The sequence below is a fragment of the Paenibacillus baekrokdamisoli genome (assembly GCF_003945345.1).
GTDB lineage: Bacteria > Bacillota > Bacilli > Paenibacillales > Paenibacillaceae > Paenibacillus_Z > Paenibacillus_Z baekrokdamisoli.
In genome coordinates, this window is record NZ_AP019308.1 from 4,118,566 (window position 1) to 4,138,258 (window position 19,693).

Consider the following 19,693-nt stretch of genomic DNA (forward strand, 5'->3'; position numbering starts at 1 on the left):
CTACTCTCTTATTTTGTATCTTCGGAAATCATGCCATAGTAACGTGCCATCCAGTAAGGAGCGTTGTATGCATTCCCATAATCCCATGAGCTTTCATCGCCTCCATTGACGACGAACATTGTATCGCCCGGTCTTGTGCGTGGACGTTCATCCGGCGAAACAGCAATCTTCATTGTAGGGTCATCCTTAACAGCTGTTTGGACACGTCTTCCTTCCTGCCTTCTTGTTCTTGTTACAAAAAGGTCACCTTCCTTAACAGCTTTCTTAATATATTGCTTTTTACCAGGGTCGTAGACAATTCCATTCTCCGCTGGCAGACCAGCCGGAGTAACAAGATCTCCACCTGATACTTTGTTGTTATAGCCATCATCCGCATCAACGATTGCTTTAGCAACAAACCAGGAAATATCGGTACGACCTGTAAGATTAACCGAATAATCCGTTCTATCTATTGGCGTACGTTTTAACACCCACGCTGCTTTGTTGAGATCAATTTTAGGCACATTTGGATAAGCAAGCTGATAAATGTAATCCCAGAGCGGTTCATTTTCATACTGCATGTTGGACTGGTACCAGTTATCAACTCCGGCACGGATCATGACAGCAATATCTTGGTCCTCTGCTTGATCAGGAATAGCCAGCAGGCTGTAGTAGGTTAACATAGCTTGCCTCTCATCCGAATAGTTGTACCAAGTGAATGGGTGCGGGTCACCATCTCTACGGCAAGCATAGAAGTAGCTGGCCCAGCGCTGATTCAACCGATTCATGTATCCTACTGCTTCTCCGTTCTGTGGAGGCATTTTAACACCGTTAAGCGCCTGCTGCCCCGCAAGCGGACCTTGTCCTTGGATTCCATTGACTACATCGTTATAGGCATCTTGATTCTCAAATACAGAAGGGTAAATATAATCTCTTGCTACCTTTCTGTATTCATCAAGGAAGATTTGATTGCCTGTAACATAAGCAGCTGTCTTGAAGATCGCCATTAGCTCAGCGGCACGAAGCGGCGTATCTTCACCAGCGTCTTCGGTTTGTCCCATTGTGCTGCCGTCATATTTGCCGGCACTGGTTGGCTGTCCAGTGATATCAACAATCGTGTAGCCATTGTCCATAACATGCCTTGCAAATTCTCCTGCAGCATTAGCGATTAGCTTACCGAGCTCTATATCTGCATTAGGACCTGTGCACAAGGTATCATAAGCAATCTTATACATATACATATGGCCGAGAATTTCATCAGCACTTGTATCGCCTTTATAATAAAGGTCTGATTCCTTTGCACCAAGGCTCTCATAAAGCTTAGCTAGTCTTGCTGGAATTGGATTAACAGAATTAATGACGGAGCCTGCGTGTTCGCCCCAGCCTTTCTTCCTTACATCTGTATTCCCCGTATTTTCTGGGTCTTTTAATGAATCGGTGGTGTTGTAGGAATAGCTCTTGCCATCAATCATTAAGCCCTTTTTGTAATAAATACCGTCCCAGCTATTATCATGAAAGTCGAAGCCTAGTTTGTTGATTCCCATGGTTCGGCTTATAAAGCCTTGTACCGTGCGTTTCTCAGTAGCCGCGGGACCTGTGTAAACATAATCGTTCAGGTTGTTCTTATCTCCGCCGGCTCTTAGATACGAATAGCCCATCATGCCAATATCCATCGAGCTGGACGGAGCTTGCTTCACCTTGACATCTATTTGACCGGAGCGTCCTGTAACATACATCAGCAATAAATCCGCTTCTACCGATCTAGTTGCTCGCATTCGCGCCTCAATTGCTTGAGCGCTATTCGGATTCTTGGCTTCCTCTACTGCAGTACGGAACATTTCACCTGCAATAGCATCAGCTGTCCAGAGCCCATCATTATCCGCTTCAGTGCCACGGTAGTTTCCTGGCGTACCCGAGGCAGTATTAAGGTAAGGCATAGCAATTTGACCTTCTGGGCCGCGGCGAATGTTATTTTTCTCCAAATTATCGCTCATAATCTGTGCTTTATCTTCATAACCCATCAGCTTCATCTCGATATGGGATACGCCAGTTGCCGTTACTGCCCATATGCCGCTGTGATCGTCAGAAAGAATAAATTGCACATCGTCGTCAGGCAAATAACGATGAGTGTTGAAGAACTGGACGACATCACGGGAGTACACTTCACTCTTGTTCACACGTACAACGCCTTTGCTAGAAGCAAGCCATGTCGTCTGGTCTGCGTCTACAATACTGAATCGAATATCCGACGCAGCTACTGGAAGTATTTCCCCAGGAAGACTACCCTCCAATACAGGAATTACTTTATCTGTTGGAGCAGCAATTGCTCCATTTATAAAGCTCTTCACACCATCAGGCAGATTCGTATCTGACTTGGTGTATTTGGTTACGACCTTCTGGAAGACGTCACCAACTTGAGCCGTACCTACATTTGGTTTAACCGTCTGAGCGGCTGTCGGTCTATTCGAGATATCGATAGCAGGCAGCGGTTCAATGTTGTCAGGGTCCGGATCAACGATGAGCCTAGTTCTTACCGTTTGACCGTTGACTACCGCAGTGACAACCGTATTCCCTACTTTAAGTGCCGTAACAATCCCATTCTCGTTCACTGCTGCAACCTCAGTTGAACTTGATTTCCAATCTGTCGCAGCATTAACCTTTGCCATGATAGGCGCAAGATCCACTGTTTTATTGATTTTGCTATTAAGGGTGAGCTTAATATTATAATTAACGACGGTTACCGTAGCTGTATCCTCCTGATCCAAGGCCGATACGCTAATTGTGCTTACACCAGGACCCTCCGCCTTAATTGCGCGTCTGTTGCCATGGTCATCAGACTCTTTAATGCTGCCGTTCTTAGGAATATCCCACTCTGCTTCTGTATCTTGGGCAGCATTCTTAGGAATATTGACATCCACCCATGCAATCTCATCTTTGAAGAGAACGATGTCATGTCCGCCCTTGATCGTAACAGCTCCATTATATGCATTGAAATTAGCTGTCACCTCGGACGCGCTCAGTGCACGTGAGTAGACCTTCACATGATTAATCGCACCTTCAAACAGATGAATAACATCGCCGTAGCCTTCAACATCACCGCCAATAATCAGGTCATTGGTTTCATTGATTGGAAGTGGTTCTGAAGCTGTATTGCTTCCAGCCAAAACGCCATTCACATAAAGCTTGATGGAGCCGTGAGCATAGTTGCCTGCTTGATCCCCATCATAAACAGCCGTGAGGTAAAACATTTTACCTTTTACATCTGGAATAACATCTGATTCTGCCGGATCATCTGAATTTTTGATATCAAACACAAACTTCTTATCTTTAGTTGAATAGTAGAGATAATAGCCGCCATCCTCATAGTTGCCGAGGATATGATACTCATCCTTGGACAAGTCACTATCCGGTGAGATATACACAGCAGTCTCAATCGTCACCGCATCCTGCTTGAACATGCTGCTGTTGTATGGAACTCGTGCAACTGAGCTTGGCTTGCCTCTTTCTCCCTTACCGTCGAGAATGAGTGCCTGCTTGCCAAATACGGAATCATAAGCAACCTTCGCGTTGTTCTCAAGAGCAGCATCGTTATGGTTTAGGGTGCTGTCCAGCACTGATTTACCATTGAGCTTCGTAAAATCCATATCGAGAACATCCGCTTTCAGAGGATCATACCCATCAGGCGCATTCTCTGTTTTGAACTTTGCTGTAAGCGGTGCTGATACTTTGCCATAAGCATCGTGAGCAACGATCGTTACGGTGTAATCAGTATTAGGCGTTAAGCCCTTTGCTTCAAAAGTATGACTTGCCGCCTCCACATAAGGGGAAATGACTGACGGTGCGCCGATAAGCTTGTTATTCACTTTGATTTCGTAGAAATCAACCTTCGTATCGTCAATTGCCTTAGGCCATGACAGAGTCGCTGATACCGCAGTAACAGAAGCTGCTGTCAGCTTGGCATTCTGGTTAAAAGCAGGATTGCTGCTATCTGTCGCATATTTCTTAGCTGAAGTTACAGGATCCTTCAGATCAATAACATAAGGAACTCCGATTACAGCCCCGTTGTTATCCAGTTCTCTTCGTTCAATGACGAGCTTATTGTCATATACCTTCACCATCAAGCCCTGTGATTTGTTCTTGTCCAAATAAATGTCGCTGTCATTGCTGTACCCATGTGCCTGAACAAACGCAACAGCTGAATCATTAATCTTGATAAAGCCATCATCCGCATTCATTGTATTCGGATGCTCAAGCGTGTAATGGGTGTGGCCTGTAAACAGCATGGCATTTTGATGCTTCGCCATAATAGTTTTGAATTTGGTATATTGAGCTGGGTTATCCCAACCCGCACCTTCGCTGCCATAAGTGGTGCCTTTATACGGATAATGGGAGAAAACAAATACCGGCTTGGCAGGGTCTGCCTTCTTCCCCTGTTCATCCTCGCTGATCTTTTTCTCAAGCCAACTGTACTTAGCATCGGACATTTCACTACGGTCGTGATACATCACAATGAAGTGGTAGCCCTTCACCCAAGTATCGAAGAATACACCGGACTTCTCGGTAATCTTATCTACAGCCTCTACCTGATAGCCGGCTGCATTCATGCCTGTCTTATCGTAGAAGCGTTCCGCGGCTTTGAATTTGTCATCACCTAATTCTTTTTTGGCGGCATAATATTCATGATTGCCGGGAGTGATGATAGCCTTGGCCCCAGTCAGCTTCTTCTGGTTAAGCAGATTCATGGCATCGGCATACTGCTGCTCCGTCCCGCTGTCCACCATATCACCGTTGATAACAATGGCATCATACTTAGCCATATCGCCATAAGCTTTCAAGGCTTGCGTGAACTTGGCTGCAGCATCCACCGATACATCATTAATGCCAATATGAGTATCGCTCATAACTGGAAAAGTAAGCAGTGGCGCCTTTTCCGTTGGTGGGTTTGGATCTGATCCATTGCCACCGCCAGTAGGAGGCGTTGTACCCGGATTGGTTGAACCAGAGGTTGCGCCCTCGTTCTTACCAGCAATCCATGCGTTAACTCCATCTTTAAACGTAACATGCGCTGGCTTCTGCGCTAGCGTAGAGCCTTGTGCTTGGATCGATGCATTGTCGATTGTGCCTGCGCCGTTAACTGTAACAGCTGCTTGAAGAGTAAGGTTCGTTACAGCTGCTCCGTCTTCAATTGTCACTACCGAACCGCCGGCATTTGCTGCTGCTATGAAATCAGCAATTGTTCCGCTGATAATAACAACTTTCGCCTTGCCTTCAAGGGTAAGCTTGCTTATTGCTCCCTTGGTGGTAACGGTATGGCTTGGATCAATATTGCCCTGCAGTATAACTTGGCTCAGGGCCGTATCCGAATTGTTCTCCACAATTGCACCAGACCAAACGAGAATCGATGCGGCGCGGCTGCCTTTACCAAAAACAACGCGTACCTTGCCATCTTTTTTGTTGATAAACAGCTTGCCTAGAACCGCGTTCTCCAGCTTGATGCTGTTAGGTCCGCCGCCTTCAACGAATGTGGTTCCAGTGACCTTTACATTCTGAAGTGTAATATCTCCCTCACCAATACCCTGAGTCAGATATAAGTTCCCTTGAATCGTCATATTGGACAGGGTAACATCCTTCGCATTGACAACGAGATTACCTGACTTGTCCCCACTGAAGGTACCCTTAGTAGAAACTAATTCACCCATTACGTTATCGATCATCTTGACCGTTTCAGCCCGAGTGATGGAATCAACAGGAGCGAATTTATTGCCGCCCTTTCCTGCGATAAAGCCCTCACTCTTCATCGCTCCAACGGAGGCCTTCGCCCAGTCTGCAATGGTGGAAGCATCCGCAAAGCTGCTTGCTGCGCTCGCATTCCCCTCAAGCTTGAACGCCTTTGCAACCACTACAGCGGCTTCCTGCCTAGTGATTCGTGCTTTCGGGTTCATGTTGCCTTTGTTATCGCCTTGAATGATTCCGGCACTGTATGCCTTAGAGATGGCATCCTCGTACCAAGCATCCGCCTGTACATCAGGGAATGCTTGCTTCGATTTGTCCGTGAGGCGAAGCACCTTGTTTATAAGAGTTATAAATTCTGCCCGTGTAATCAACGCGTCTGGATGAAGAGAACCATCCGCGTATCCCTCTAGTAGATTTTGCTTCACCCATGCATTGAGCTCCTTTTCTGCCCAATGAGACTTTACATCGGATGATGCCGAATACAGGGTTTGCTGCGTCATAGTAAGCATCATGCAGCAGACAAGCATTAGAGCCAGACAGCTTTTAAACGATTTTTTCATTCTTTTCCCCTCCTCTTTTTCCTTCACTTCAACATTATGAACGGGAAATAAGCGATTGGACATCACGCAGCTTGACCAATCGCTTATCTAGATAGGAGAATTCATTCGATTTATATGAAGATTAAATTTATAGGAATTATGAAGATTGCGGGGCTTTTTATCATCTGATGCGAAATGAGTTATCAGGAAGAAGGAGTAAACTTGGAAGGCGACATGCCGCGAACCTTTTTAAACATACGTGTAAAGGAACTGAGGTTTAAATAGCCCAATTTCTCGGAAATTTCCGTCAAGCTTTTGCCATTCTGCATCATGAGAATGGCCATTTCCGTTTTTTGATGCAGCACATATTCGGTAAACCCCATCTGAGCAACTTCTCTGAACAGCCTGCTTAAGTAGGAGGTGTTCATATGGACCGTATCCGCAATTTCCTGCAAGGAAATCTCTTTATGCAGATGATTATTCACGTACTGCTTGATCAGATCAACGACCCTAGTTTTATCATCTATTTCATCCATGAATGATAGCTGCTGCCTAACTCTCTCCATATCCTCTAGCAGCAGTCGCACGGCATGTTCTAATTTCTGTGTCAGATACATCTGATCAATTAGCTGACGATTCGTGATTTGATGCTCAGAAGCAAGCACATCACTTACCGACCAAATCCGAAATAGAAATTCCGTAAACATATTTTTTACAATATCCGGATGAAGGTGCGGCGTGCTATTTAGTTCAACACACATGGTCATAATATGAGCCCTCACTCGCTCAAATTGCAGCAGCCCAATTTGTTCGTTGATCTCTTTTTTCAAGCTCAGCACCGATTTGGACATCACTTCACTAAGCGGACTCTCCTTCTCACTCACATAAAGCTGACCACCCTGATGATAAAATTGAAGCTGCAGCAGCTCACTTGCTCGGCGATCATTTACCTGCCACTCATGAGGGTGGACGAAAACGCCGCTTTTCCCAATGGAGATAGGAATGCCAAAGCTGTGCTTTAACATTTCCATCCAGCTTAAAATGTCGGCTGCTGCCGGGATATCGTACATAATCAAGTGCCATCTATACTTTTGAATTTCCTCTACCCCACCGATATAACTCTCTCCAAAATGCTGCACAGCTTGCTCGATGATTTTACGGCCAAAGTGCTGCACATCCGTTAAAGAAAATTCGATATTGACCAGTGCATCCAGCTCCAATTGAATAACCCATGCTTGAAACCGACGATTTGTTGTCTTCATAGATGGAGCCATTTCTTGAAGCTGCAGAAGGATTTGACCCGAACTAAACTGAATCCCATTCAACCAATTCTGAAAAAAAACAGTGTCCGGGATTGCTTTCACAGCATTCAGCGTACGCAGCTTTTCTGCTCGATTACGCTCTTGTACAATCTCAGCCGCAATGCTTTTTAGAATCTCGCACAGCTCATCCATATCCAGGGTCGATTTCAAAATGAAATCCGATACATGCAGTTGAATGGCTTCACGTGTGTACTTCATATCCTGATGGCATGTGAGAACAATGAATTTGCTGTCAGGACGATGCGTTCTGGCAAGTTGAATAAATTCGAATCCATTCATTAAAGGAAGCTCAATATCCACAATCACAATGTCAGGAAGATGAATATCAAACAGCTCCGAGGCTTCCAAGCCATCCTTAGCTTCACAGATCAAATCCATTCCTAACGTAGACCAGGGAATAGCTTTTCTTAAGCCCAATCGAACCAAGATTTCATCTTCAACAATCATCACCTTCATAACGAATCTCCTTTCGCCTCTATGCTTGTGTAAGGAAGTATAATTTTCACCTGTGTGCAGCTATGGACTTGGCTTTCAATTTGGATCCCAAAGTCCTTGCCGAATTCCAATTGGATTCGCTGTTCCAAATTGATCAAGCTAATACCAGAACCCGAGGCTTTCCGCTCTGACTTCCGCATTCGACTAGGATCTAACAGATGCTCTAGCATTTGCGGTTCAATGCCGTTGCCGTTATCGACCACACGAAGGATCAGCTTATCCTCTTGAACGTCTGCATGTATTTGTATACAAGGCTCTTTGTCAAATGACGCTGTGAAGCCATGTGTAATCGCGTTTTCTAATATAGGCTGAATCGTAAACTTTGGTATTCTTGCTTCTAGTGATCGCGGATCCAAATTCAGGTGCACTTGGATTTTCTGCATCGAACGAATTTCCTGAAACCGCACATAGCTGAGTGCATATTCTCGTTCCTCTTCCAGCGTACTAAAGATCACATCTGTATTCTTCAAGGTATAATCCAGCATACGAGTTAGCGATAGAATCGCGTCCTCCATCGTTCGATCACCGTGTAGAACAGCCATGAACCGCAGCGAATTTAAACAATTATGCCAAAAATGCGGTCGCATTTGTGATTGCAGCATATGCAGCTCCAATCTTCGCTTTTCACTTTCCCCCTGCTTTATCGTTTCGATTTGAGCTTGAATCTGATCGAAAAATTGATAAATCCCCCGATTCAGCGTTTCCAGCTCTTTAAACCCTCTATAGGGATACGACTTTGGACTTTGGCCTTCTCCTGCATCTTTAACAATGGTCGATAATTGATGAATGGGAAACGTCACTTTGATGTATAAAAAATAAATAAAGGTACCGAGCAATATGATCGAGAGCCCTGTCGTCATCATCGTTGTTCGCCATATATTCATGCTGCCTGAATCCAGAGATTGCAAGGGAGAGACTGAAACTAACACCCACGGCATGGAGGGTATTTGTTTATATTTGTAATAGTACATCGTACCTGAGGAACGAATTTTATCCGAGCCAAAATCCGCATTATTCCTCTTTATATCTTGATATATTTTTTTCGTATCCAGATTCGTTCCCAGAACGGTTGGAGCTTGCGAGGCATAGGAGGAAGAAGATTCATTCTGAAAAAGAATTTCCCCATCTACAGAAAGGATAAAAACGGAGTTCTGTTCATTGATCTGGGCTCTATTGAGCATCCGTTCGATTAATGAGCCATTCATTTCGATCACCAATAAACCTAGAGAAAGGTTATTCTGAATAATGTTTTTGCTTAAGTACAAGGCATTAGACAGCTCGTTATGATGAAAATCGCGCACGATATTGGAATGAATGTAATTGTTGTCCAAAGACACGCGTCGATTAAACCAGGAGAAGTTGGATATGGTTTGTTTTAACTGCTGCTCTTCCTCAGCGTCCAGTGACGGATAGGCGTACATTTGATCTTCATTGGTTAGAACCTGAATGAACAAGGGCAATCTTAGATGATAATAATCGGAAAATGATTGTATATGGTCCTTTATTTTCCCTTTTGCGTTCGCATCATTGTGCTGCAGCGTCGCAATTAATTCTGGATTATTAGATAACGTACGAGCAAAATCATCGATATAATTTAAAGAATTCGCTATATTGACTGATAACGAATCCATGTTCTCAAACATGATTTGGTTGTACTGCTTCTCGATTGTTTTCGTGGATTGCTTACTAATGACATACCCTTGAAAAGCAACAAAAAGTAAAATTAAACAAGCGATAAACACAAAAAATAGTAAATTCCAACCCGAGACAACCCAGCTAAGCTTATGCCTCCATCTCATGCCACCTATCCGCCTCATTCCATATCTGAATGTCATCAGCCGACTCCTGATAATCTCAATCTCTATGAGAAAACAATCTAAGATTAGTATAGCAGTCTTGAAAAAAGCGTTTTTTAAGATTAAGTAAACACGGGCAGCAAAGCTCGCTTCCTTTGGGGTATGTCTTCGCAATGGATAAATACTACCGTGAGTAATTGATAAGATCGACATGGCGCATTAAAGCCCGCTGCGCGGACGGAACATTATTACGATCGCTAACGCTTCTTCAGAACGATTCCGTCCACTCCGCTAAGTTATTTCGCCTAGTCCATGCATTGATAGATGGCTTCGCCCATGCTCAAACTCGTAAGTGGTCCGCTCTCCAATGCGTGATAGATTGCTTAATTTTCCTAGGCTCCATCCCCATTTCGGCTGCGTTTAAGCATAAGGCAGGGAACGATTCATCCCCCTCGAAACGAAGTGCAATAATCTGCTGCAAGGTGAGTCTCGCATCCAATGGTTTGCCTGTCAGCTGAAAATGTCGAAAATTCTCCTCTTGAACAATGCTGCGATCCTGCAAGTTGGTTGCAAACTGCCGAACAAGTACACCTAGTATCACAATACATAATGAAATACCAAAAATTAAAAGGGAAGAATAACTAAATTGCTCTGTGAACAAGTGAACAATAGACGCTACGAAAATAATAATTGTGATTGGTGCTAAGACAAAATGGAACAAAGGAACAAATTTCTTATGATTGTCATAGCTTTGCGGTTTGAGCTTACTCATTTTTTTTGCCTCCCTTTATGACAGATACAACCGAATGGACCTCACCTGTGGGATCCCTTGTTTCATAAACTACTTGATCGGATTGCTTCACACATCCCACCTTCTGCCGCGTAGTAGATCTCTTTAATTTATTCAACAAAGAGACGCAACATCCTGTTAATTCCCTCTTTCTGTTAAAGAAATCGTTCTTTCACTGCAGTTAAATGCCACACCGACGAAGATATAGTGTTAACCATTTATTTATATCGAACGTTTGTTATATAATAAATGAGAGGAAACAACAGTCAGTATCTATAAATGGAGGTGTATAGCAATTCCAAAAGTAGTTGATCATGAACGCTTTCGAACGGAACTGCTAGATCGCTGCTTCGACCTATTTGCCAACAAGACTATATCTTCGTTGACCATGCGGGAAATTGCAAAGCAACTGGGTATTTCAACAGGAAAAATATATCATTATTTTCCTGATAAGCAACAATTGTTCGAGCAGATGGTCCGTCATCTAACAACAAAGGATATCTTTCAAAGTAATTTTGATATTTCGGGCAATACATCGGAGCAACGGCTTAGACATTTGTTCCGGTATGTGTTGGAACAGGAAAACAATTATACTCGAAAATTATTATTCATCGTCGATTATTACCGAAGCACCGATCTCGCAGCGGAACATAGAAACATATTGCATGAAGCGGTAGAGCAGTACATCGCCATGCTTCAGCGAATCGTCCCGAATCGAGAAGACGCCTTTTTTCTTCTTATTATCATTCACGGCTTACTGCTTCTGAGATATTTTGACGGGGGAGAGACGTTGTTTGAGTCGCACGCAAAGCAAGCTATTGAATGGGTAATTAGTCGTGAAAACAAGTAAATTCAAAATACGAGGGTGAACGTGCATGAAGAGAGAACATGGTTATTTGCTATTAACTTTTTTAGGAATCGTGCTACCTTATTGGTACTTTATTCCGTTCCTCCAGACGCACGGATTCGATGTAAAAGAGCTAGTAAACCAATTATTTGTAAACAAAATATCCGGTTTTTTTGCCATGGATGTCATAGTTTCGTCCGTGGTACTATGGTATTTCATTCTAATCGAGGGGAAAAAGCTGGGGATGAAGCGCCTTTGGGTGTACGTAATCGCAAGTTTGGCCGTTGGTGTCTCTCTGGCGTTCCCCTTATTTCTGTATATAAGGGAGCGCCAGAAGAGCAGGGGAGTTTAATTGAATAACCTGCCCTTACGTCATCGCAATTACTCCAACAACGTACACCTTTAATTAAATGACATCCATACCGTATTCCCCAGAACCTCAAAACCTTGTTTAAACCAAAAGTTCCGTGATTTATCCAGTGTATACACATACATTTTCTTATTGGGGTATTTCACTTTAAGCCAGTTAATAAAGAAAGCTGCATACCCCTTGCTTTCGAATTCCTCCAGAACATCTAATGCTTCTATAAATACAAAATCTGTTTTGTTCTTAATATCCACATAGAAGTCCTTTTCTAGGTACCTCTCATCCTGGCTAAAATAATCTTTTTCCGCCTTCTGGATTAACTGTTTCCCATTACTGTATTCCCAAATTACGCCGTACCCGACCATATTATTCTCAGCTTCAATGACGTAGATCTCTCTAGGTATTTCCGATTTATCCTTCTTGCTCAATTCCCCTGCATGATACCCAGATGTTAATTCTCCTAATAGGGACTGCATGTCTTGATTGAATGGTTTTGCAATAATAGTAGGCATTTTCGATCTCCTTTTGCTATGGTATAGCGTGTATAGTCTCTAAAGAAAAAGAAGCAGGGTGCTATTCCGTACCCTACTTCTCATCATTTATTGTGATGTTCGATTGTCCTTAAGCGCCTTTAAGAGTAACTGATTCGTTTCCAGCCGTCAATCCATATTATCGCTTTTGTTATCCATATTATCACTTTATGAGATGAATTTAATTCGACAGCTCCATCCACGATTCCAAAAGTGTATCAAGCTTCGATTGCTCCTCTTCCCGCTCAAGCCACCTTGCTTCAAGCTCGGCAGTATCGCCAGTATGATCCCAAAGGTGCAGGTCTTCATCGATATGAGCTAGCTTCGCTTCAAGTACAGCAATATCAAGCTCCAGCTGCTCACGTCTCCGCTCGTTTGTGCGTGTCATGCTGCTGCTTTCAACCGCCCTTTCTAAGGGCTGCTGTCGATCTGATGCTGCATTGGTTTTCTTCTTTTCGGCGAACTGCGGAATACTCGAACGTTCTCCACGTTTCTCCTTAAAATCATCATAATTGCCGAGATACGCGGCTATCCTGCCTTGATTCAGCTCCCATACGCGTTTCGCCAGACGATTAATAAAATATCGGTCATGGGAAATCGCCAGTACCGTTCCCGGAAAATCCTCCAGTGCCTCTTCCAATGCTTCGCGTGAAGCCATGTCGAGATGATTCGTCGGCTCATCCAGCAGAAGCAGGTTCGGCTTGCGTCTTACAAGCAATGCTAGCCGCAGACGGGACCATTCGCCGCCGGAGAGCATTTGCAGCGGCTTGAAAACGTCAACACCATAGAACAAATATTTGGCCAATATATTTCGCGCTTCGCCTTCCTCCAGACCGCCCTCCGTGCGGAAATAATCCAGTACCGTCAGCTTGTTATCCTTCACCGGCTCCTGCTGAGCCAAATAACCGATCTCTACACGCGCCCCTTGCACGACCTCGCCTGCATCCGGCGCAACCACACCCATAAGCAGTTTGAAAAGCGTCGTTTTCCCCGAGCCATTATCCCCGAGCAGCACGACCTTCTCACCATATTGCAGGCTCCCCTCTGCTCCATTCAAAATCACGCGATCCCCGAATTGCTTGTTCACACCTTCGAATGCGATGACCTTACGACCAGAACGATCAAGAGGGGACAGCTCAAAATCTGCCGTCTTCTGCTCCATGACAGGACGCTTTACTGCCTCCATCCGCTCCAGAGCTTTTCGCATCGAGGCTGCCCGTTTGAAGAACTTTTCATTATCTCCAATGCGCCCCCATTCCTCCAGCTTACGGATCGTTTCTTTCATTTTTTTCATCACCTTCTGCTGCTCTTGATACTGAGCGAACTGCTGCAAAAGGCGCTCTTCCTTCTCCTTCATATACCCGCTGTAGTTGGTGAGATACGTGTGAGCCTCCCCGTCCTCCAGCTCAATCATTTTCGTGCCGACGGCATCGAGAAAATAACGATCATGCGACACGATGACACATGCGCCGTCATAACGTTGAAGAAATTGCTCCAGCCACTCTATACCCTTGAGATCCAGGTGATTCGTCGGCTCATCCAATAGCAGCAAAGCTGGACGAACTACTAACTGGGATGCCAGAACAATACGCGTCTTCTCACCACCGGACAAGCTGGCAAATTTCCGCTGATTGTTGTTTTGATCAATTTGCAAGCCGGCTGCCACTTGATCAATAGCCGTATCCATCTCATAGCCGCCGCCTTGTTCGAATCTCTCTTGAAGCAATGCATATGACTTGAGCAGCTGCTCCATCGCGTCCGGATCGGAGGCTGCCTTAGAGCTGGACATCTGCTGCTCCATGACCGACATTTCCTGCTTCATGACCATCAGCTCCCGATAACCATAGGTAAGCACCTCATATACAGTCAGTTCCTCGAACGCTGCAGGAATTTGCGGCAGATAGCCGATTTGCAAATCCTTCTTAATGGTTAACATACCCTCATCTACCTGCTCATGGCCCGAAATTAATCGGAGCAGCGTTGATTTCCCACTCCCATTGCGGCCGATTAGACCGACTTTTTCACTGTCTTGCAGTTGTAACGTTACCCCATCCAAAACAAGGTTTGCTGCATGGTATTTCTTTATCTGTTGAACGTTAATAATTATCATTGAAAGAGCCTCCTGTTAGATGAAGACCCTAGCTTACATGCACAAAAAGAGCCGCGGCAACAAGCCCGCGACCCTCTGGATGATAAAGCTATCCGTTGTGGTTAAGGTAGGCGTCTTCTCGCGAATGGTTCAAACGTATGTTCATAATTGGACAGACTGATCCCGTTCGCGGAAAATACATGAACAATGCCAGCCATAGCAATCGGCAGCTGGCTAATACGGTTGTTAACCATTTCGTGATTCACCTACCTCACCCCCTCACTTTAATATTGTTACTGTAACATAAACCATGGTGTCGCAGCAATGTAAATACCCCCATTACGCAAATAATGCTTGATGAAATCCCAGTAAGTGCTTACTATAAATATGCATGACTATGTAAGATGAGTTGCCACAAAAAACCATTTATGGGAAATGAGGATAATATTTTGCAAAAGAACGGCACATCCACACCAAAGACAGGTTACTCCCAAGAATTAAAGAGAACGCTTACCATGAAAGATCTGGTCATCTTCGGCTTAATTACGATGCTGCCAATTGCACCAACACAGGTGTATGCAGGTGCATCGATTGCCAGCTTTGGTATGGCCCCATTAGTCTATTTAATTGGTATGATTGCCATGTTTTTCACTGCACTTAGCTATAGTAAAATGAGCCAGGAGTTTCCCATTGCAGGATCCGCCTACTCCTTCGTTCAACGGGGAATGAATCCTCATATCGGGTTTTTAACAGGGTGGTTAATTGTTCTCGATTACATTATTGTACCCGGCTTGTTGGTATCCTTCTCTACCCTATGGTTATCCGTGGTTCTTCCTGACTTCCCTTCATGGCTTCTAATTATTGTGTTCGTCGGACTTATGACTTTCGTGAACGTAAGAGGTATCGAAGTCGGTAAGCGAGTGAATCAATTCTTCCTATTGGGTCAATTAACCCTAATTCTTATCTTTCTGATCTGTGCCATTAAGTTTGTTTTCATCGATGGTCATGGTACTGGAGGCTTCTCGCTTTCTCCTTTCTGGCAATCTGATAAAATAGATCTTAAGTTTATCGCCAATGCCGCTTCCATTGCGATGCTTGGCTTTATCGGTTTTGATGCGATCAGCACTCTCTCTGAGGAAACGAAAGATCCAACAAGAACCGTTGGTAAATCGGTAGTAGCCAGTTTAGTTCTGATCGGCCTGCTGTTCATGGGTCAAGGTTACATGGCATCATTAGCTCATCCTGATTATGCGAATCTGGATGCCGACATGGGATACTTCGACATCATTCGCGAAGTCGGAGGAGACGGCTTGTATTATACCTTTATTATCGCTGGCGTTATCTGCGTAGGTATTTCTAATGCGTTAACGGTACAATCTGCAATATCCCGTGTATTGTTCTCTATGGGTCGTGATAAAGTTATCCCATTCTCCGGTTTCTTAGGTAAAGTACATCCGAAGTATAAAACACCTGCTAACGCATCGATCTTTGTCGGTGTACTGTCCGTGTTTGTTGGACTCTTTATTTCACTGGAAACCTTGACTCGACTAGTCAACTTCGGCGCAATGTCTACCTATATGCTGCTGAATCTTTCCGTTATCACGTATTTCTTCTTTAAAAAGAAACAACGCAGCAACTTCAAGCATCTCATAGGCTATCTGCTCTTCCCGCTCATTGGTTTCTTAGTTATCGGATTTATTTGGACAGGCTTTGATACGTTAACTTACGTTATCGGGTTCTCGTGGCTAGCTATCGGATTGGTCATCGTCGCTATCAAATCTAAAGGATTTAAGGAAGTACCGCCAGCACTTAAGGGCGTATAATGAGGAGGAACAACAATGAGATTAAACAATAGAATCGCTATCGTCACAGGATCAGCGCGCGGTATTGGTTTTGAAATTGCAAGACGTTTTGCCGAAGAGGGAGCTAAGGTAGTCCTTGCTGATATTATCGAAGCCGGAGTTGAATCCGCTCAAGCACTGCATGATTTAGGGCATGATGTTGCATTTTTCCGTACCGATGTAGCAAGCAATGATTCCGTAGAATCACTTGTAGCTTTCACATTAGAGCGTTATGGACGTGTCGATATCCTCGTTAATAATGCCGCTATTAACATCCCAGGATCTATTCTGGAGGTATCCGAGGAGATATGGGACAAGACGTTTGCCGTTAACGTAAAATCTCAATTCCTGTTATCTAGAGCGGTTGTTCCTTTGATGCAAAAGGATGGCGGAGGAACGATCATCAACATGGGTTCAGGTAATAGTTACGTAGCCGAACCTCGTTTATCCGCCTATGTAGCGTCTAAGGGAGCTATTCTCATGCTGACCAAACAGATGGCTTTGGACTTTGCTAAGGACAACATTCGTGTGAACTGTATCTGTCCAGGTTGGGTAGATACATCGTTTAACGATGCCCATTGTGATCTCTATGGTGGCAGAGATGAAGTATTGAAAATGATTGATGATATTCATCCGATTGGAAGAACGATTAAACCAGTGGAAATTGCGAATTCGGCTGTATTCCTTGCTTCTGATGAATCAAGCGCTATTACAGGCACAGGACTTATTGTTGATGGTGGCCTTACAGCTAGGTAATTATATAATTTCCACTTAATAACGACCCTTCGGGGTCGTTTTTTATTCCATGAAAAAATCCCCTTCAAGCAGAAATGTATAGATTCATGAAACCATGAGTCTATACACCTTCTGCCATTAGGGGATGCAGCAACATTCTCTATATGAAAATTTCTAGCGGATCGATTAGGCTGATTCTTCAATTTCCTCATGCACCGTTTTGATCTGAATCATGACCGTAGTCGGATCAGTCAACACTTCAATTCCATCCTGGAAAATGAGATCGGAGACGAGAAGCTGATCACCAGCATCAAGGCCACTTATATCCACTTCCATGGAAGTCGGCAAATCACCAGGCATACAGCGAACTTCTACTTCATAGATTTCCACCTTCAGTACCCCACCTGATTTCAGGCCAATTGCTTCTCCTGCGAAATGGATGGTCACTTTGCTATCCATGATTTGAGTCATGTTCACATGGTGAAAGTCGATATGCATCAATTTGCCCGACATGATTTCCCTTTGTATGTTCTGAACAACGATCGGAACCACTTTTTCATCGGATGTCTTGCCTTGCAGAATCGCGCGTGGATTTTTTTTCAAAATATCCAGCATTTCTTTCTCGTTCACTTCTACGGACAAAGTATCTTTACCAATCCCATACAACACAGCGGGGATGCGTCCCTGTTTTCTTGCTTGATTCAAGTGGGACTTTGTTTCACCAGTGCGCTTGTTTAGTTGAATAAATTTACTCATTTTTACTTCCTGCTCTCTTTTGACCATAAATTCTTGTCAGTTCGATTATAACATGACCATAGAATCTAGTCAAACAAGCCGGTTCTCATCATTCATATTCGATAAAAAAGAAGAGTTGAGAGAACTCACTATCTCGTTCCTCAATTCTTCCTAATATGACTTCCTCCCCGTCATATTGAAACGGGGCCGTTATCTTCATGATGCTCAATCGATTCATCCTTGGTGCTATGACTTTCATCAGCCTCTTCGATTCCAATGAGATGTCCTGGACTGACATTAAAATAGAGACAAAGCTTTAGAAGCAAATCCCTAGGATACTGTACCATCTCATCCTTGTACATACGGCGAACGGAATCAAAGTGGTAATTAATATCTTTTGCAAGCTTTCGTATCGATAATTTGGGATCATGATTTTCCATAACCTCTTTTAATTTACTGCGTATGACTGACATTCATACACCTCCTACGCTAATATATAGGGAAAATGAGGGACAGTCAATAAATTGACAAGAAAAAATGGTCATGTTATATTGGGAACGAGAAAAGTTTAGAATTTTCAGAAAATAAAATACCTCTGTCCCTTTAGAAAATAAAGATCTCTTTGTTTTCTTTTTTTTATTCAAAAAATCGCGGATCCATATGGAGGTTCTTTATATGAAACAAACAAACAGCAATAGGAATATCGTTTTTCTAGGAACCAGCCTGCCCAGAGAATGCGGAATTGCTACCTTTACACAGGATTTAATCGACCAATTCGAACCTATTCAAGGCTTCAATAAACCTCGTATCATTGCAATTAACAACAACGAAAATTACCCCTATCAGGAGCAAGTGATCAGAGAAATAGACCAGCATACGCTATCCGATTATATAGATACAGCCAATTACCTTAACTTTTCAAACGTTGATCTTCTCGTTATTCAGCATGAATTCGGTATCTATGGCGGAGAAAGCGGGGAATATTTGATTCCATTCGTCGAGAAGCTGAATATTCCGTTCATCGTCATTTTTCATACCGTGTTAACGAAGCCTTCTGCCAAGCAGCGGCATATCATGAATCTCGTTGCCAAGTTAAGTGTTAAAGTCGTAACGATGGCGCTGTCAACCGTAAAGGATCTAACCTCTATTTATGGTATTGACTCCAATAAAGTCGCTTTCATTCACCATGGCGTGCCTGATGTCAAAACCGCCTCAAGAGCAAAGCTTAAAGAGCAATATGGCTTCGCAGACCGGAAAATCTTATCCACCTTTGGCTTTCTGAGCCCTGGCAAAGGCATTGAATATGGCATAGAGGCGATGCGCGGAGTGGTCAAACAGCATCCGGATTCTCTTTATATCATCTTTGGGAAAACACATCCGGTAGTCAAACAAGAGACTGGCGAGGTATACAGACAAAAGCTGATGGATCTCGTAAAAGAATTTGATTTGAGTCACAACGTTCTCTTCGTCGACAAGCTATTGACGCAGGAGGAAGTCATTGAGTCACTTGTCATGTCAGACATCTATATGACTCCTTATCTAGGCAAGGATCAGGCTGTTAGCGGCACTTTAGCATATGGAGTCGGTTATGGAAGAGTCATTGTTTCTACACCTTACCGATATGCCGAGGAAATGCTGGCTGAGGACAGAGGCTTGCTGGCAAACTTCCGCGATTCTGCCTCCTTGGAAGCTTGTATCCTCCGATTACTAGATAACCCTACTCTAGTCAAAGAAATGGAAGATCGCACACTTGAACTCGGTAGAACCATGCTGTGGAGTGAAATCGCCAAAACCTATGCCGCCATCTTCCAAGAGAAAATAATGATTTCAGAGTTTGCTAAAGATACTGCTTACGATGCCAGTTTTGCTAAAGCAAAACTCTTAGGAGTGTGATT

General features: G+C 43.8%; 15 protein-coding genes. 5 read left to right on the forward strand and 10 right to left on the reverse strand.

Features of this window, described 5'->3' with window-relative positions:
* Nucleotides 1-8 precede the first annotated feature (8 nt).
* From EKN16_RS18285 to EKN16_RS18300, 4 genes are all read right to left on the reverse strand, one after another.
* Nucleotides 9-6,272: an S-layer homology domain-containing protein gene (locus EKN16_RS18285; protein ID WP_164522864.1), complete on the reverse strand. Its 6,264-nt coding sequence runs from the start codon at nucleotides 6,270-6,272 to the stop codon at nucleotides 9-11.
* A gap of 182 nt (nucleotides 6,273-6,454) precedes the next feature.
* Nucleotides 6,455-8,029, reverse strand: coding sequence for a response regulator transcription factor (locus EKN16_RS18290; protein WP_125660316.1), 1,575 nt, complete (start codon nucleotides 8,027-8,029; stop codon nucleotides 6,455-6,457).
* Complete coding sequence (locus EKN16_RS18295) at nucleotides 8,026-9,867, reverse strand: sensor histidine kinase (RefSeq protein WP_164522865.1); 1,842 nt, start codon at nucleotides 9,865-9,867, stop codon at nucleotides 8,026-8,028. Before EKN16_RS18295 ends, EKN16_RS18290 begins: the two co-directional genes overlap by 4 nt.
* A 337-nt stretch (nucleotides 9,868-10,204) precedes the next feature.
* A complete protein-coding gene (locus EKN16_RS18300; RefSeq protein WP_125660322.1) occupies nucleotides 10,205-10,636 on the reverse strand; it encodes a DUF6526 family protein in 432 nt (143 codons plus the stop codon).
* Between the two features lie 352 nt (nucleotides 10,637-10,988).
* Between EKN16_RS18300 and EKN16_RS18305 the strand changes: the two genes are divergently transcribed.
* Nucleotides 10,989-11,504, forward strand: coding sequence for a TetR/AcrR family transcriptional regulator (locus EKN16_RS18305; protein WP_221226876.1), 516 nt, complete (start codon nucleotides 10,989-10,991; stop codon nucleotides 11,502-11,504).
* A gap of 25 nt (nucleotides 11,505-11,529) precedes the next feature.
* Nucleotides 11,530-11,853 (forward strand): DUF2834 domain-containing protein, encoded by a 324-nt coding sequence (locus EKN16_RS18310; RefSeq protein WP_125660328.1) that lies wholly within the window; start codon nucleotides 11,530-11,532, stop codon nucleotides 11,851-11,853.
* A gap of 50 nt (nucleotides 11,854-11,903) precedes the next feature.
* On the opposite strand, the gene EKN16_RS18315 is transcribed toward EKN16_RS18310, so the two are convergent.
* From EKN16_RS18315 to EKN16_RS32330, 3 genes are all read right to left on the reverse strand, one after another.
* Complete coding sequence (locus tag EKN16_RS18315) at nucleotides 11,904-12,380, reverse strand: GCN5 family acetyltransferase (protein WP_125660331.1); 477 nt, start codon at nucleotides 12,378-12,380, stop codon at nucleotides 11,904-11,906.
* A gap of 199 nt (nucleotides 12,381-12,579) precedes the next feature.
* The gene (abc-f, locus tag EKN16_RS18320) at nucleotides 12,580-14,508 is read right to left on the reverse strand and encodes a ribosomal protection-like ABC-F family protein (RefSeq protein WP_125660334.1); all 1,929 of its coding nucleotides are present in this window, start codon (nucleotides 14,506-14,508) and stop codon (nucleotides 12,580-12,582) included.
* Between the two features lie 101 nt (nucleotides 14,509-14,609).
* A complete protein-coding gene (locus EKN16_RS32330; RefSeq protein ID WP_164522866.1) occupies nucleotides 14,610-14,753 on the reverse strand; it encodes a hypothetical protein in 144 nt (47 codons plus the stop codon).
* Nucleotides 14,754-14,915: 162 nt separating this feature from the next.
* On the opposite strand from EKN16_RS32330, the gene EKN16_RS18325 reads away from it, so the two are divergent.
* Nucleotides 14,916-16,310 (forward strand): APC family permease, encoded by a 1,395-nt coding sequence (locus tag EKN16_RS18325; protein WP_125660337.1) that lies wholly within the window; start codon nucleotides 14,916-14,918, stop codon nucleotides 16,308-16,310.
* A gap of 15 nt (nucleotides 16,311-16,325) precedes the next feature.
* Entirely contained in the window at nucleotides 16,326-17,084 is a 759-nt protein-coding gene (locus EKN16_RS18330) for an SDR family NAD(P)-dependent oxidoreductase (protein WP_125660341.1), read from the forward strand.
* A gap of 165 nt (nucleotides 17,085-17,249) precedes the next feature.
* Here EKN16_RS18330 and EKN16_RS18335 read toward each other — a convergent pair whose 3' ends face one another.
* The 3 genes from EKN16_RS18335 to EKN16_RS18345 form a co-directional block, all read right to left on the reverse strand.
* Nucleotides 17,250-17,819, reverse strand: a complete 570-nt coding sequence (locus EKN16_RS18335) for a 50S ribosomal protein L25 (RefSeq protein ID WP_164522867.1) — start codon at nucleotides 17,817-17,819, stop codon at nucleotides 17,250-17,252.
* Nucleotides 17,820-17,907: 88 nt separating this feature from the next.
* Complete coding sequence (locus EKN16_RS33075) at nucleotides 17,908-18,057, reverse strand: DUF1861 family protein (RefSeq protein ID WP_408636287.1); 150 nt, start codon at nucleotides 18,055-18,057, stop codon at nucleotides 17,908-17,910.
* On the reverse strand, nucleotides 17,990-18,271 hold the full coding sequence (locus tag EKN16_RS18345; protein WP_125660350.1) for a helix-turn-helix domain-containing protein: 282 nt from the start codon (nucleotides 18,269-18,271) through the stop codon (nucleotides 17,990-17,992). The genes EKN16_RS33075 and EKN16_RS18345 overlap by 68 nt, the downstream gene beginning before the upstream one ends.
* A gap of 202 nt (nucleotides 18,272-18,473) precedes the next feature.
* Between EKN16_RS18345 and EKN16_RS18350 the strand changes: the two genes are divergently transcribed.
* Nucleotides 18,474-19,691 carry a glycosyltransferase family 4 protein gene (locus EKN16_RS18350; RefSeq protein WP_125660352.1) on the forward strand — a complete coding sequence of 406 codons (1,218 nt, stop codon included), beginning with the start codon at nucleotides 18,474-18,476 and terminating at the stop codon, nucleotides 19,689-19,691.
* Nucleotides 19,692-19,693 lie beyond the last annotated feature (2 nt).